Origin of the sequence: Pusillimonas sp. (assembly GCF_044464525.1) — a bacterium.
Lineage (GTDB): Bacteria > Pseudomonadota > Gammaproteobacteria > Burkholderiales > Burkholderiaceae_B > Pusillimonas.
Window position 1 is genome coordinate 21483 of sequence record NZ_JBIQLE010000005.1, and the last position, 14810, is coordinate 36292.

At 58.2% G+C, this 14810-nt stretch carries 14 protein-coding genes and 1 pseudogene; 9 read left to right on the top strand and 6 right to left on the bottom strand.

The window, feature by feature from the left end; all coding sequences use genetic code 11:
• Positions 1-121 precede the first annotated feature (121 nt).
• From ACIY1O_RS04080 to ACIY1O_RS04110, 7 genes are all read left to right on the top strand, one after another.
• Entirely contained in the window at positions 122-487 is a 366-nt protein-coding gene (locus ACIY1O_RS04080) for a COG4315 family predicted lipoprotein (protein ID WP_397473807.1), read from the top strand.
• Between the two features lie 407 nt (positions 488-894).
• Positions 895-1788: an MBL fold metallo-hydrolase gene (locus ACIY1O_RS04085; RefSeq protein ID WP_397473943.1), complete on the top strand. Its 894-nt coding sequence runs from the start codon at positions 895-897 to the stop codon at positions 1786-1788.
• Positions 1789-2001: 213 nt separating this feature from the next.
• Positions 2002-2496 (top strand): Rrf2 family transcriptional regulator, encoded by a 495-nt coding sequence (locus ACIY1O_RS04090; RefSeq protein WP_397473808.1) that lies wholly within the window; start codon positions 2002-2004, stop codon positions 2494-2496.
• Between the two features lie 54 nt (positions 2497-2550).
• Positions 2551-3015 (top strand): carboxymuconolactone decarboxylase family protein, encoded by a 465-nt coding sequence (locus ACIY1O_RS04095; protein WP_397473809.1) that lies wholly within the window; start codon positions 2551-2553, stop codon positions 3013-3015.
• 41 nt (positions 3016-3056) lie between these two features.
• Positions 3057-3764 (top strand): DUF2238 domain-containing protein, encoded by a 708-nt coding sequence (locus ACIY1O_RS04100; protein WP_397473810.1) that lies wholly within the window; start codon positions 3057-3059, stop codon positions 3762-3764.
• A gap of 178 nt (positions 3765-3942) precedes the next feature.
• On the top strand, positions 3943-4542 hold the full coding sequence (locus tag ACIY1O_RS04105; RefSeq protein ID WP_397473811.1) for a TetR/AcrR family transcriptional regulator: 600 nt from the start codon (positions 3943-3945) through the stop codon (positions 4540-4542).
• 170 nt (positions 4543-4712) lie between these two features.
• Positions 4713-5474 (top strand): spermine/spermidine synthase domain-containing protein, encoded by a 762-nt coding sequence (locus ACIY1O_RS04110; RefSeq protein ID WP_397473812.1) that lies wholly within the window; start codon positions 4713-4715, stop codon positions 5472-5474.
• 129 nt (positions 5475-5603) lie between these two features.
• Here the strand turns inward: ACIY1O_RS04110 and ACIY1O_RS04115 are convergent, their stop codons facing one another.
• From ACIY1O_RS04115 to ACIY1O_RS04130, 4 genes are all read right to left on the bottom strand, one after another.
• Positions 5604-6578, bottom strand: a complete 975-nt coding sequence (locus ACIY1O_RS04115) for a TIGR03571 family LLM class oxidoreductase (RefSeq protein ID WP_397473813.1) — start codon at positions 6576-6578, stop codon at positions 5604-5606.
• Positions 6547-7773 carry an MFS transporter gene (locus tag ACIY1O_RS04120; protein WP_397473814.1) on the bottom strand — a complete coding sequence of 409 codons (1227 nt, stop codon included), beginning with the start codon at positions 7771-7773 and terminating at the stop codon, positions 6547-6549. Before ACIY1O_RS04120 ends, ACIY1O_RS04115 begins: the two co-directional genes overlap by 32 nt.
• 60 nt (positions 7774-7833) lie before the next feature.
• Complete coding sequence (locus ACIY1O_RS04125; protein WP_397473815.1) at positions 7834-9105, bottom strand: TIGR03862 family flavoprotein; 1272 nt, start codon at positions 9103-9105, stop codon at positions 7834-7836.
• A 175-nt stretch (positions 9106-9280) separates the two neighbouring features.
• Complete coding sequence (locus ACIY1O_RS04130; RefSeq protein WP_397473816.1) at positions 9281-10426, bottom strand: FAD-dependent monooxygenase; 1146 nt, start codon at positions 10424-10426, stop codon at positions 9281-9283.
• Positions 10427-10600: 174 nt separating this feature from the next.
• On the opposite strand from ACIY1O_RS04130, the pseudogene ACIY1O_RS04135 reads away from it, so the two are divergent.
• A pseudogene (locus ACIY1O_RS04135) lies at positions 10601-10804 on the top strand (YchJ family protein); the annotation flags it as partial.
• Between the two features lie 7 nt (positions 10805-10811).
• Here the strand turns inward: ACIY1O_RS04135 and ACIY1O_RS04140 are convergent.
• Positions 10812-11489 (bottom strand): tRNA-uridine aminocarboxypropyltransferase, encoded by a 678-nt coding sequence (locus ACIY1O_RS04140; protein WP_397473817.1) that lies wholly within the window; start codon positions 11487-11489, stop codon positions 10812-10814.
• A 25-nt stretch (positions 11490-11514) separates the two neighbouring features.
• Complete coding sequence (locus ACIY1O_RS04145) at positions 11515-12453, bottom strand: glycosyltransferase family 2 protein (RefSeq protein ID WP_397473818.1); 939 nt, start codon at positions 12451-12453, stop codon at positions 11515-11517.
• 371 nt (positions 12454-12824) lie between these two features.
• Here ACIY1O_RS04145 and ACIY1O_RS04150 point away from each other — a divergent pair, with 371 nt between their 5' ends.
• Complete coding sequence (locus ACIY1O_RS04150; protein ID WP_397473819.1) at positions 12825-14780, top strand: SLC13 family permease; 1956 nt, start codon at positions 12825-12827, stop codon at positions 14778-14780.
• The last annotated feature ends 30 nt before the right edge of the window (positions 14781-14810 follow it).

Genomic DNA, 14810 nt, shown 5'->3' on the forward strand with positions numbered 1-14810 from the left:
AGAAAAAATCGTATAGCATGGCATGTGCAGACGCCCATCTCAGGCGTTTAAGTAGTGTGCCCGTTTTCCGGGGTGCATCTGCTCCGGAACCAGGCCGGGTATCCCCCGGAAAGGAGCAACCATGAGTACTCGCAAAGCCATTTTTGCGCTGCTGCTGGGCGGCTTGCTGTCCGCTCCAGCTTTGGCCGAACCACCCAAGACTCAAAACGGCCATTTCGTCGACTCGAGCGGCGCCACGCTTTATACCTTCGATAAAGACACCCCCGGCAAAAGCAACTGCGCCGACCAGTGTGCCCAGAATTGGCCGCCTGCTTTGGCCGGTCGGGACGACGTAGCCAGCGGCGACTGGACACTGGTGGAAAGCCACGACGGAAAACCGCAATGGGCATACAAGGGCCAGCCTTTATACCTATTCGCCAAAGACACCAAGCCCGGCGATACCACCGGCGACGGTGTCGGAGGAGTATGGCACCTGGCCAAGCCCTAGCGCGACGGCAACGCATAGTCAGACAAACGCAGCCCTTCCTCTTTTACCAGAAGGGCTGCTGCCCTCTAGTGGTGACGCCACCTGAGCACCGTGGGGCCTGCCAGGTTGGAACCACACAAACCACGCTCAATAGGGTAAACACCCGGTTTCCCTTCCCCATCTTCCGGCTAGAATATTTTGTGCATAAATTAAATTTTATGCCCAATAATGTAATTTACACATAGTCTTAATTAGCGTGGAATGGAGACCTCTATGCAAAAAAAAATGCCGCCGCCCAACTCACCAAGCATTGGCTCTTTGCTAGCTGCTGCTCGACGAATTCCGTTGAAAACGGTATTGGCGTCGTTCACGGCCGCCCTGGTCCTGGCGCTTTCTCCCGGGTTGACCCAAGCTCAAGCTGAAGCGCCATCCAAAGAGATGGTCGTTACCCTGCTTGGCACGGGCACTCCGCTGAACGACCCCAAGCGTTTCGGCTTTTCGAACTTGGTGCAAGCGGGCGGGTTGAATCTGCTGATAGACGCAGGCAGGGGCGCCAGTATTCGCCTCGGGCAACTGGGGTTCCACTTGGAAAAATTGACGCGGTGTTCATCAGTCATTTTCATTCGGACCATATCAACGGCCTGGGCGACATTTATGCAACCGGATATATTCCTGTACCGACCCTGGGCGGGCGCAAAGAGGCGTTGAATGTCTACGGGCCCGCCGGCACTAAACGTTTGGTCGAAGGCATGCGTGCAGCTTTTTCGCTTGATGTCGAAACCCGTATGGCCGACGGCGAAGTAAAGGAAAGCGCCACGCAAATGTTAGGCCACGAGTTCGACGAAGGAGTCGTGTTCGAGCGAGAAGGCGTGCGCGTCACCATGTTCAAGGTGTTTCATGGAGAAAACATTGAGCCTTCGGTCGGCTATCGGGTGGATTACGGCGAACGCTCTGTTACTTTCAGCAGCGACACCAAATACCATGAGAACGTGGTCAAGTATGGAAAAGGCGTAGACCTTCTGGTTCATGAAACCGGAGCCGCTCCTGTGGAGACAATGAAGAACCCCGTCGTCCAGACGATTCTGAATCATCACGCAAGCCCCGAAGATGCGGGCCGGGCCTTTTCGGAAGCTGCGCCGAAAGTTGCAGCCTATTCCCATGTGGTCAGGCTATTTGGTCCAAACGGCCAGGTAAGCATGGCGGAAGTTGTAGAGCGCACCCGAGAAACCTATTCCGGGCCGCTGGTTGTCGGCGAAGATCTTATGCAATTCCGTCTCTCGGATAAGGGCGTAAGCATTATGCAGGCGGTAACGGTTCTGTAAGTACCGTCATTGAGTACCGTCATTGCGGCTTTATCTGGCAATCTTGGCTATGCGGCGCTCTCGGTAGCGCCGCATCCGCATCCGCATCCGCATCCGCATCCAAGTATCGATTGTTGATGAAGTAAATCTGTTTCCAAGGTTAAAAAGCCGTTGACCGCCTGGTTTCAGGCATATAAAATTCGTAGATAAAATTTATCTACGATAGGAAACCGCGTGAAGCTCAGTGATGGCATAGAACAAGCGATTCACAGTGTGACCATGCTGGCCGGGCTTTCTTCCGAAGGTGTATTGTCGGCTGCAGCGTTGGCAGAGTTTCACGGAGTGTCAGCCAGCTATCTTCTTAAGCATCTGCAGGCGCTTTCCCGGGCGGGGCTGGTGCAAACCCTGCCAGGCCCAAGAGGTGGGTACCGTTTGGCGCGCCACCCCTCAAGGATCTCGCTGCTGGATATCGTGCTCGCCGTCGAAGGGCCGGCACCCGCTTTTCGCTGCAACGAAATCAGGCGCCGCGGGCCTAATCCGCTTCCCTGTGGGGTGCTGACCAGGCCTTGCAGCATCAATTCGGCCATGTTGCGCGCCGAAGAAGCGTATCGGGCCGAACTTGGAAAAGTCAGCATAGCCGACATTCTGTCCGATGTAAGTGCGATGGACGACGGGTCGATCGCGCAAAGAAGTTGCTCATTCCTGGAAGTCCACGAGCGTAGGCCATGAAGAAATGGTGAACCCGCCCCGGGCCTTCTCAACACCCTCAAAAGGAGTAGAACCATGCAAGCACGTTTCGATTTCCGGAAAGCCTCGCCGGATGCCTATCAGGCCGTCGCCGCTCTCGAAAAGTACGTGAAGGAAGAATCGGGTCTCGATGCTCGGCTGCTTCATCTAATCAAGCTAAGGTCGTCTCAGATCAATGGCTGCGCCTACTGCGTGGACATGCACGTCAAGGAATCACGCCGCGACGGGCTTAGCGAGCAGTGGATCAATCTGGTCAGTGTTTGGCAAGAGTCGCCAGTTTTCTCCGCACGAGAGCGGGCAGTTCTTGCGTGGACCGAGGCGATAACCAATGTCGCTCAAACCCGGGCCCCGGATGCTGATTTTGAGCCGCTGCGCGACTTCTTCTCGGAAGCTGAGATAACGAAACTGACGGTGGCTATCGGCACGATCAATGTCTGGAACCGCCTTTGCGTGGCCTTCCGCGCTCAGCACCCTCTGGATGAGGCAACTCAAGCAGCCTGAAATCCCTCCGGCCGTAGGCTTGCGCGAGTATGCTTCACGTCATGGATACACAATCAGCCATTCAAAAACTTCCCGGCCGGGGCGTACGTGTTGCAGCGGCCTTGTACTTTGTGTTGTGGGCTGCGCTGGGTATTTCACCCGCCGATCGCTCTACCTGGCTAATTGAGAACGCCCTGGTCTTGGGCTTGGTGTTATTGCTATGGCTGGCTCGGCGCACATTCAGGTTTTCCGACATATCGCTTTACTTGATTCTGGCTTTTCTCGCGCTTCACTCGCTAGGCTCGCACTACACTTATTCTGAAGTTCCTTACGATAGATGGTGGCAAACCCTTACCGGGAACAGCCTGAACGAAGCCCTGGGCTGGCAGCGCAATCATTTTGATCGTCTGGTTCATTTTTGCTATGGGCTGCTGCTGGTCTATCCGATTCGGGAATTCTTCCTGCGCGTGGTCGAGGTGCGCGGTTTTTGGGGCTACTTTCTACCTCTCGACGTCACGCTAAGCACGTCGGCCTTGTACGAACTGATCGAATGGGGCGCCGCCGAACTGTTCGGCGGAGACTTGGGCATGCATTATTTGGGCACGCAAGGCGATATTTGGGACGCCCACAAAGACATGGCCCTTGCGGCGCTGGGAGCGCTGATCGCAGTATTGATCATTGCCTTCATCAACCGGAGGCTGGAGCACGATCCAGCTTGGGAGTGGTCTAACAAAATGAAGACTCAGGCAAAAGGCGGGACACGTCGATAAAGCCGCAAAAGGGCGCGGCCGGCAGTTGCCGGCTCCGCATATAACGCCCGTTATAATAACGACCATTATGCTCGACTTTTAGTCTTTCCCGCTTTATTCAGGCAGGAACTCATATTTTTCAAGGGCCGCTTTCCTGCTTCATTTAAGCGGTAACGCATATTTTTAAAAGGCCAATCCAATGGGACGCCGTCGCCAATTCGATGTGGATGAAGCGCTCGACGCAGCGCTGCGTGTTTTTTGGCGCAAAGGCTACGAGGGCGCCTCTTACACAGACCTCACCGAAGCCACCGGCGTGGAGCGACCAGCGCTCTATTCGGCCTTCGGCAACAAAGAGGCACTTTTTCGTCAAGCGCTCGATCGCTACTACAAGCACCATCAAAGCTTCATACCAGAGGCGCTTGAATTGCCAACAGCACGAGAGGTGGCTGCGCACCTTCTTTACAGCTCGGTCGATCTCACCACGCGCCATCCCCAGCACACGGGCTGCTTCATCATCAATGGGGTCATGGCCGGCACAGACGACGCCGAACCTGTTCGCCAAGCCCTGATAGAAACTCGCGCCGAGGGCGAAGCGCAGCTTCGTCAACGCTTCGAGCAAGCAAGGGCCGAGGGAGATCTGCCTGCCGACGCCAAGCCTGATGTACTGGCCGCATTTTTACTGGCTGTACTTCACGGCATGGCGGTGCAAGCCAAAGCCGGGTTCAGCCGCAAGACACTGGAAGCGGTGGCTGAACAGGCGCTGTCAAACTGGCCCACGAACGAGATCGTGTCGTCTTGAAAAGCCGGGCCGGCACCAAGCGCAGAGACCGTTTGCCCCTTGCCCCTTGTCAGATGTGACACATGCGACACATCGCCCATCGCCCATCGCCCATCGCCCATCAAACATCAAACATCAAACATCAAACATCACAGGCCGCTTACATGGCAAATACAATACAAAGACCTTAAATGCCCTATAACCAACATGTCAATAAAACAAGGCTGAATATTCAGGAAAGCGACGGAGTGCGAACGCTGCATTTCGGCTCGCCTGTCGTACAGGGCGCCATGCGCATCGACCAGCCCAACAGCATGGAACTGGAATATGTTCAGCAAATGATGATGTGGCAGCTGTTTCGCGAAGACGCTGCCCATATTGTGCAGCTTGGCCTGGGCGCCGGGGCGCTTACCAAATTCTGCCACCATCACCTGCCTGCGGCTCGGGTTACCGCTGTGGAACTGGATGCAGGTGTAATCAATATCTGCCGCAGCCACTTTGCGTTGCCGCCCGACGATCAGCGCCTAAGCGTGCTCAATATGAACGCATCAGACTATGTGGCTGATTTTTCCCGCCGTCGCTCGATCGATATTCTTCAAGTCGATTTATACGATGCCCAGGCCAAAGGCCCGCTGTTAAGTAGTGACGCCTTCTATGCCATGTGCGCCAGCTGCTTGACGTCAAACGGCATGATGACCATCAACTTGTACTGCGATTGGCCGGAACACCTGCAGCATATCCAGATGATGGAAAAATCTTTCGCAGCGGTGGCGTGGCTGCCCGAGGTTCATGATGGCAACATGGTGGCCATTGCCTTCAAGCAAGCGCCGTCAGTAGATTTTGATGAGCTTTACGAGCGCGCCCAAGAAATACACGCAATAAGCGGGCTTCCTGCCCGTACTTGGGTAGACGGCCTGTACAAATGGATGGCCCACGACGAAGAGCAGCTTTAAGCGCTACGGCACACACCTGGCGAAACTTCATTCCAGCCCTCGTGCGCGCGGCGACACACTCTCGATAGCGGGCCGGCGCAAGGCTATTAATGCTACGAACGCCTCATTCGTGTTGTGATCGGCGCGGGCTCAGACCTTGGGAATAACCTCGTCGCCCATTTCCGCGATTATGTCCGTCATGGGCCGGTCGCTCTTGGGCAAATTGAATATCACATGCCCCACCCCAAGCTCTTTTAAGCGGCTCAGATAATCGACCAGGGCATGCCGGCCAGTACGCATGCCTAAATCGAGCGGCTCTGGCTGGGCTGAAGGCGACTTGAGCAGATCTAGCTGCATCGACTGGATAAAAGGCTTGTCGGCGCCGCTTGCGCTTTGGTCCAAAGCACCGCGCCATAAGCTGATGCGGCTTTGTTGCCGCGTCTCGGGACGATGATAGGTGGCCCACGCTTCGCTATGTGCAGCGATCCACTGCACCGACTGGCGTGCAGACCCGACGACAATCATGGGAATTCGGGCTTGCGGAGCGTCCATCAGGTCGTAGCCATCGGTAAGCTCGAGCAAGGGTCGGCGGTCATTTGCATCGGGCGACAAGGCCGAGCGCACGATATGCCACCGCTCACGAAACACCTCGCGGCGCGCTTCAAGATCTTCTCCGAACGACTCGAACTCGGCCGGCCTGTCGCCCGACCCCAGGCCAAGGATGAAGCGCCCGCCGCTAAGGCGATCCAAGCTCAACGCTGCTTTGGACACATGCAAAGGATGGCGCAAGGGCAACACGATGGCAGCAGCGCCCAATGCGATGGTTCGCGTTGCATTGGCAAGGCCGGCCAGCCATAAGAAAGGGTCATCGAGCGCACTGATGGAGCTATCGCTGCCCTGCGGAATCATCAACGGCACGTCGCGGGCCCAAAGGGCTGCAAAGCCATGCTGGTCAGCCAGTTCGGCTTGTTTGAAAGCTTCGTCAAGACGAGCCGGCTTGCCTTCGTGAGCGAGCGGAGTCATCAAGCCAACCGTTAACCGGCCAGGCTGGAAAACCTTTTGGTATGCGGCGTTGAACCCAGACATATCCCTCCTACCGTTGCGCGAAAGCCCGGCCGGCCCCATTAACCGCTATTACCGCCACCGCCAGAACAAGGGGCACAAAAGAGACCCAAAGCACCATGTCCCAATCATAAGCCGCCAATATTCCGCCCGAAGCGAACGAGCCCACAGCCATCGTGCCGAATACGACGAAGTCGTTCAGCGACTGGACCCGGGCTTTTTCTTCGGGTCGGTGGCATTCAAGGACCAAGGCCGAAGCACCGATGAAGCCGAAGTTCCAGCCTACGCCCAGCAGTACCAGTGTGATCCAGAAATGGGCTATTTCCAGGCCGGTCAGGCCCACAGCCACCGATATACCGATAAGAGCCAGCCCGAGCGCGACAATGCGCCCGGCTCCAAAGCGGGAAATGAGTCGGCCGGTGAAGAAGCTGGGCGCATACATGGCGATGACGTGCCACTGAAGCCCAAGATTGGAGCTTTCCTGTGAGTGGCCGCACAGCCGCATAGCCAGTGGAGCGGCTGTCATGAGGAAGTTCATGAGCATGTACGAAACCGCGCCGCAAATGACCGCCGTGATGAACAACGGCTGGCGCGCGATGATGCGAAGCGGTCTTCCGCCCGCTATTTCGGCTGCGGTAGGCATGGGCAGCTTGACGCCAAGCAGCACGAGCGCTGAAACCGCGGCGACCGCAGCCTGCGCAAGGAAGGTGGCGGCAAACATATAGGCCGGCCATATATACATGGTGTGGGTAACCAACTGCGGGCCCACGATGCCGGCCGCCACGCCGCCGCCCATTACGAACGACAGCGCCCGCGGCCGCATGGCGGGGCTGACGCCGTCGGCGGCGGCAAAGCGGAACGACAGCACGACGGCGGCATATGCCCCGCCGAAGAACGTAGCCAGGCAAAACAGCCAGAAGGAACCCCATAATACGGCCAGCGCCCCTACCAACCCCGCCAAAACACCGCTGCCGGTTCCGGCCAGGAACGCCGCGCGCCGCCCGTAACGTTGGGCTATCACGCCGGCGGGCAAAGTACACACAGCCATGCCCACCACAAAGATGGAAATGGGCAGGGTCGCCAGCGCTTCGTTGGGCGCGTACATGTGACCCACAATGGCCCCGGTGGCAAAGACAATGACGGCGTTCGCGCCGGCCAGCGCCTGCGCAGCGGTAAGACGCGCAATGTTGCCGCGTTGGTCACGCCTGGAAAGCGTTTGAGGCTCCGATTGCGCGGAAGAAACTGCTACGTCTGGCAAGATATACCTCGAATAAAAACAGTGGCGGGAGCACTTGGCCTTTGACCAAAGAACGCTGGGTCATACGTGCGAATATGAGTAATGTAGTCCATCCGGCTGTAATCCTAGCCAATTCCGCACCCCTTCGCCCGCCCACAAGCCTTGAGCCAGGCAGGCGGTCAGCAAATAGCCGCCGGTGGGCGCCTCCCAATCCAGCATCTCGCCAGCCACAAAAACGCCCGGCAAGGCTTTGAGCATCAGATGCTCATCGACCTCATCGAAACGCAGGCCGCCCGCCGAGCTGATGGCTTCGGCCACCGGACGGGCGGACGTCGCAGTAACAGGAAGCGATTTGATTGTATGCGCCAGCCGCACTGGGTCGGTCGCGGCATTCTTGCCAAGAGCCTCCCACAGCAACGCCATTTTTACACCCGAAATACCCAGCCTGCCCTTCAGATGGCTGGATAATGAACGCGCACCACGCGGATGCTGCACACCTGCCAGAACCTGCTCTATGCTTCGGCCGGGAGCCAAGTCGATCATGAAGGTGGCGTTACCCTTGGCTGCGATGGCTTCGCGCAGAGCTTGCGAGCAGTGGTAGATCAAACTGCCCTCGACGCCGTAGTGGCTGATAATGAGTTCGCCCTGGCGCTCGCTGACCCGCCCAAGCGCGTCTGTGAAGCGCAACGCCACCGATTTCAATTGTGCACCTGCGTGTTGTTGGCGCAAATGGTCGCTCCAGGCCACGTTGAACCCGCAATTTGCGCTTTGCAAAGGCGTCACGGCAATGCCTTTTTCTTGCAACCAGGGCAACCATGACCCATCGGAACCAAGTTGCGGCCAACTTCCGCCCCCAAGCGCGAGCACGGCCGCGCGGGGCCGCACACCAAGCTCGCCTTCGGGGGTGTCAAACAGAAGGCTTCCGTCCGCTCTCCATCCAAGCCAACGATGACGTAAACGGAATTGCACGTCCAGGCCCCGCAGACGCTGCACCCAGGCTCGCAGCAAAGGCGCCGCCTTCATCCCTTCGGGAAACACTTTGCCCGACGACCCCTCGAACCAGCGCACGCCAAGCGACTCCATCCAGTCTCTTACCGCCGCCGGCGGAAAGCGATCCAACATGGGCTGCAACTTTTCTTGACGATCACCGTAACGGGCAAGAAACAGCGGATAACTTTCGTTGTGGGTGATGTTCAGGCCGCCGATACCGGCGCGAAGAAACTTGCGCGCAACTGAAGGCTTGGCCTCATAGACGGACACAGCAAAGCCATCATTGGCAAGCGCTTCGGCGGCCATAAGCCCCGCAGGCCCTCCACCGATGACGGCGACATGGTCTTGGGTGGGATGAGGCATGCATGGGCTTTCTGAAAAAAAGGGAGCTTATTGTAATGCGACCCCAATTTGGCCACCTCAACACGCGGTCTGATTTTTGCTGATTTTTACGTCGCCACTTTCGCAAGGGCGAAGGCGCCGGCAAACTACCCGGCGAAAAAATGCAGCCTACTGCGTCGCCTACGCCTGCTTTTTTTTACGCCAAACCCGCTATCCTGGCTGCCACGGCGCGCCTTGCCATCGGCAGGCTGCCTGCACAGGCAAGAACGAGGTTGCGCGTCCAGCGAAGGGCCGGTGCTTGCAGCGTGGCGATGCGCGTCAGTCGTGCGGTCATGGCCAGCACTTTACGCGCGGCGGTTCTGCGCTCGGCAGCGTAGCGATCCAGATCTGCATCGTGCGCCGACCCAAGCACGTTTGCCAGGCAGTCGCCCAACGCAACGGCGTCGCGCAGGCCAAGATTCATTCCCTGGCCGCCCGCCGGGCTATGCACATGGGCAGCATCGCCAACCAGCAAAACAGGGCCGGCGCGGAATTGATCCGCCAGCTTGTGATGAACCTGAAACCGCGACCCCCACAACAAGTCATGAACCATGGCGCCCGAGCTAAGACCACGTTCGTTGATAATGCGCTGTACATCACCAATGGCGGGCTCTGACGGAGCGTTCTCAAGTTGTGCCACCACCCGATAACGTTCGTTCGACATCGGCACCACAACCAGAACACCGCCTTCCGCGAAGAACAGGGTCACCTCGCTTTTGGGCAAGGGCCAATCCATGCGAACATCGGCAAGCAGAAAGGAACCATAGGTGTGGCCTGGAAACGGAATGCCCGCGCAACATCGTACAGTGCTTTTCTCTCCATCGGAGCCCACAATGTACCGTGCCTCGACCACGACGCTGCCGTCGGGGCCATCCACCGTCGCGCGCACGCCTTCGTTCGTGGACTCGAACCCGCTCAGGCGGGCCGGCCTGATTATTCTCTGGCCAAGCTTCGCAAGGCGGTTGATTAGAATCGCCTCGGTCTCGTCCTGCGGGATCATCAGGGCATACGGCCAAGGGCCGGGTAAAGATGAGAAATCCCCATGAAACAGCACCGCGTCTCGCTCGCGAACCCGGAAGTGCGGTACTTTGATACCCTGGCAGATCAGTTGGTCCGCCACGCCCAGCTTGCCCAGGCTTTGCAGCGTGGCCGCATGAATAACGGCCGCCCGGGAAGTATTTTGCGCTTCCGGCAAGGCATCGACGATTACGAACTTGACACCCGCCTGGGCCAAACTGACGGCGGTGGCCAGGCCGGCCGGCCCGGCGCCGACGATCAACACTTCAGTAGATAGCTTGCTCATGCCGCTTCCCCTTGATGCCGTTTTTCGGGTCGTGCTCGTGGCATCATAATGATGCTGAACATTTAATAATATAGCGCCACTTCTCTGGCGCACCATCACCCGTTTCAAGTCCTGAAGATGAAGAAAATCGCGAAGGCCGCGCTCCGGCCGTGCCCGTGCGGAAGCGCCCTATTTGAAGGCAACGCGGCAGACATGAAATGGTTGGGCTTACAAGTGCGCAGCCACAAACAACACGACGCCGACCACGCTACGGTCGAATTTATTGCGCGCTCTCGTCTTCAAGGGCGAGCGAGCCGGCTGCATGAGATCAGCCGCTTCGTTCGTGAAGACGGGCGATGGTTGTACGTGGATGGGAGCTTCGTGGAAAAAGCACTGTAGCGTCGGCCTATCTGCCCACGTAATTGCGCTGATACACCGTCGGCCCCATCGCCTTGATTTGCTGCTCGACCATTACGTGGAATGGTCTCAACAATGGCCGAAAATCTTGCGCGGGCTCAAGGATGCCAAGCGCATGCACGATCGCCTCGATAGTCGACAGCGCATGAGGCTCACGAGCCCTGCGCACGATATATTCCGATGCTTCGGCGCTGTGCAGGCTCAGGCGCGGCAGAGCTTGCAAAGCCGTATTCGCATTGACAATCCGGCGAGCTTTTCGCCATGTTCCATCTGGAACAATCAGAAGCCGGGCCTTGCTCTGGGCCGATGACGCCTCTTGCGGCGGGCAAATCGCAGGCTGAACCGCATCTTCTTCAGTGACTAGCGTTTTCTTGGTTTTTTCCGACGCGCTTTCATCCTTGGCGGGGAACAACAAAACCGCGTCGCCCGCCAAGACCAGTTGGTCATCCAGATCAGGAAAAGTCTCGCCGACAAGCAGGTTGGCATGCCGCAACCCCAGCACCGCCAGTCGGGCGGTGTTCATCGGGTGCTTGGCCTCGTCCGGGTGCTGCAGTATCAAGACTTGCGTGTGATTATCAATGACACTGATGTGCGCACACAGGCAGTGCGACACTGGACGTCGGCAATGCTCGCAACGAGGCCTGGATGATTTTTCCTGTAAGGGCATGGCTCTATTCTACGAGAGCCTCTGGCTACACCGATGCAACCGGCGGGGGTGGCTCCGATGCATCGTTTTCTTCTTCAACTGACGACGTCAGCCATTCGAGCAGTTCGCTTTGCGGCTCCAGCTTATGCAGTACGGGCGAATAGCGCTTGCGCAAGCGCATCTGCCACAGCGCAAAGGGTATCCGATAAGGCTCCATGTCGCTGTACTGGCTTAACGTTTCAAAAGCAGACTCGCGTATGGCCAGGTCGGCATACATGCGCTTCTTCAAGCCCTGCAGCACGGCCTCTCCTGGTTGACCTGGGCAGGCGCGTCGAGGGCCCGCGTGCTGGCAGTAATACACCTTGGCTCGCGGCGCCGGGTATAAGGGAATCTGCGCCATAGCCGCCCGCAACAGGAACTCATCATCCTCCTGCGAGGTCAGCACCGGGTTCCACGGCCCAATGTGCTCCAGAGCCGAACGGGTAAAGAGATATCCGTGAATCGGCACGAACCACGTGCCCTGGATCATGGTTCGAAGGGCGTCCTCGGCGCCCACTGCCTCCGGATAAATGCAGGCGCCCAATGGGTTGCCGTTCTCCCAATATTGATAAGAGGCCATCGCGATGCCTTTGCGCGCATCTTTAAGCGCATCGGCAAGATGAGCCAGCGTATCCGGACACATAAGATCGTCGTCATCCAGGAACTGGATCAGTTCCCCTTGGCCGGCCTCCACGCCCCGGTTGCGCGCAGTGGCCGGCCCCTGGTTCTCCTGCCATTGATAACGAACGGCGAATTCGGGCCTGGCCTGCTTTTTCCAATGTTGCACGGCTTCGCGGGTGGCGGGGCCGGAACCATCGTCCACGATTACCACTTCCAAAGGCCGGTACGTTTGCTTAGCCACGCTGGTCAAGGTGCGCAGCAAAAGCTGTGGACGCTCGTGCGTGGCGATGATGATGCTGATGAGTCGGTTGTTGTTAGTACTCAATTCTCCCTCCAAAAGACGAACGAAATCGGCCCGCGCGAAATATCGCACGAGCTGTCGTGACTACTGAGTTTTCCAGATCAGTGGGGTTTGATCGCGGCTTAAGCCGCTTTGGAACGCGCGCTAGGCGCAATGCGGCGGAGCAGTACTTCCGTGGCTCCAGGATATGGGATTTGGTACAGTCATCGTAACCTCCTGTAACAGCGGGCGCACTAAAGAAGGCGCTGCCGGAGTATCCAGCGGCGCCGGAAAATAAATATTCAGGGCACCCGTTAGCCATATGGGGGCGACAAGGCGAATTTCAAGGCGTTTGCACGTGATAAGCGCTTTCTGTACAGTGACGGCACGCCTCGAAGCCATCACGGAAGCACTCAATGACACAGCCCCAGTGGATGATATTGGCCGTTCTCGTTGCAACTCTGGGCCTGTTTCTATATGGCCGCTGGCGCCACGACATTGTCTCGGCCGCCGCTCTGCTTGCCACGGTCCTTCTGGGCCTGGTGTCCGCCGAAGATGCTTTCCTGGGGTTCTCGCACCCGGCAGTGGTTACAGTGGCCTGCGTGCTGATTCTTAGCGGCGCCTTGCTGCATACGGGAGTGGTGGATCATCTGGCGGAACGCTTGCTACCCACTGATACCGGGCCGACCATCGCCATTACCGCCCTGTGCTGCCTGGCGGCGGTGCTGTCCAGCTTCATGAACAATGTGGGCGCCCTGGCCTTGCTGATGCCCATCGCCATGCAGATGGCGCAGCGCCAGGGCATCGCGCCCGGCAAAGTTCTGATGCCTCTGTCGTTCGCCACCATGATGGGCGGCATGACCACCCTCATCGGCACGCCTTCCAACCTTATTGTCTCCGGCTTTCGAACCTATGACGGCCTGAGCGGCTTTCGAATGTTCGATTTCGCGCCGGTGGGCGTGGCGGTGGCCGTGGGCGGCCTGCTCTTCATCGGGCTGATCGGCTGGCGCATCGTGCCCGCGCGTGAACGTGCGGGGGCCGACTCTTTTGACACCGGCGCCTATCTTACCGAAGCGCGCGTGGCGCCCAACTCCAAAGCTATCGGCATGGTCTTGAACGAAGCCGAAAACGCCCTCGAAGAAGCTGACGCGCAAATTATCAGCCTGGTGCGCAACGAGGTGCGCGTATCGCCATATGCCGCCGGTCCTTTGCGGGAAGGCGATGTTGTGTTGATTGAAGCCGACCCGGAGACATTGGCCAAGGCCCTGGATAGCCTCGGGCTCGTATTTGGTGAAGATAAGTCGAAAGAAAGCGATGAGGAGGCGGACGAGCAAGAACAAGATGATGGCCAAGATGAAGAACAGGTAGAACACGACCGCGAACAAGTGGAGAACGACAACCCACCCGGAAACCGGGCTGCCCCCGAAGAGGCGATCGACAAAAACGACACGGACGCCGACGGGCAAACCGACGAAGAGAAACAGAACAAGAAAATCGAACGTTCCGCCAAGCTGGCCGACACCGAACTTGTAGAACTGGTGATCTTGCCGGGGTCGGCGTTGCTGGGCCGCAGCGCCACCGATCTTGACCTGCGCAAGCGCTACGGCATCAGCTTGCTGGCCATATCCCGGCAGGGATCGCGCATACATAGCCGCGTGCGCCACACGACGCTGCGTGACGGTGATGTGCTGCTGATGCAAGGACCAAGCGACCTGATTTCAGACTTCGCCTCGGACACTGGCTGCGCCCCGCTGGCAGCCCGCCCTTTGCGCACGCCAAATCGCCAAAACATGCTTACCGCCGCCGCCATCATGGCATTGGCAGTGGGCCTTACTTCCGTGGGCGTGCTGCCGGCGGCGATCAGCTTTCTACTGGGTGTGCTGCTATTAATGGTGTTGCGCGTATTGCCTTTGCGCAAGATGTACGAGTCTGTCGATTGGTCGGTAATCGTGTTGCTGGGCGCGCTGTTGCCGGTGGCCCAGGCCATGGAAAATACGGGTGCGGCTCAATTAATTGCCGTGTTCTTGCTGGAGAACGTGGCCCAAGGCAACGCCATTGTTGCGCTTGTGGTGGTGCTGGCGGTTACCATGACGATGTCCGACGTGATCAACAATGCGGCCACGGCCGCCATCATGTGTCCCATCGCCATAGGCACGGCCAATCAGTTGAACGCGAACCCCGACGCCTTTTTAATGGCCGTGGCCATCGGCGCGTCGGCCGCCTTCCTGACACCCATCGGACACCAAAACAATACGCTTATCCTTGGCCCCGGCGGATTCCGGTTCGGCGACTACTGGCGCCTGGGGCTGCCCCTGGAAGTGGCCCTGGGCATAGTCTCTGTCCCGATGCTGTTGTTGATCTGGCCGCTTTAAGCATGCGGAACACCGAAGCGCGGCGCTTTT

What these genes read in the sequence shown, in the direction of transcription:
- ACIY1O_RS04080 (WP_397473807.1), top strand. Translation starts at nt 122, where the DNA reads ATGAGTACTCGCAAAGCCATTTTTGCGCTGCTGCTGGGCGGCTTGCTG.
- ACIY1O_RS04095 (WP_397473809.1), top strand. Translation starts at nt 2,551, where the DNA reads ATGCAAGCACGTTTCGATTTCCGGAAAGCCTCGCCGGATGCCTATCAG.
- ACIY1O_RS04100 (WP_397473810.1), top strand. Translation starts at nt 3,057, where the DNA reads ATGGATACACAATCAGCCATTCAAAAACTTCCCGGCCGGGGCGTACGT.
- ACIY1O_RS04105 (WP_397473811.1), top strand. Translation starts at nt 3,943, where the DNA reads ATGGGACGCCGTCGCCAATTCGATGTGGATGAAGCGCTCGACGCAGCG.
- ACIY1O_RS04110 (WP_397473812.1), top strand. Translation starts at nt 4,713, where the DNA reads ATGCCCTATAACCAACATGTCAATAAAACAAGGCTGAATATTCAGGAA.
- ACIY1O_RS04115 (WP_397473813.1), bottom strand. Translation starts at nt 6,578, where the DNA reads ATGGGGCCGGCCGGGCTTTCGCGCAACGGTAGGAGGGATATGTCTGGG.
- ACIY1O_RS04125 (WP_397473815.1), bottom strand. Translation starts at nt 9,105, where the DNA reads ATGCCTCATCCCACCCAAGACCATGTCGCCGTCATCGGTGGAGGGCCT.
- ACIY1O_RS04130 (WP_397473816.1), bottom strand. Translation starts at nt 10,426, where the DNA reads ATGAGCAAGCTATCTACTGAAGTGTTGATCGTCGGCGCCGGGCCGGCC.
- ACIY1O_RS04140 (WP_397473817.1), bottom strand. Translation starts at nt 11,489, where the DNA reads ATGCCCTTACAGGAAAAATCATCCAGGCCTCGTTGCGAGCATTGCCGA.
- ACIY1O_RS04150 (WP_397473819.1), top strand. Translation starts at nt 12,825, where the DNA reads ATGACACAGCCCCAGTGGATGATATTGGCCGTTCTCGTTGCAACTCTG.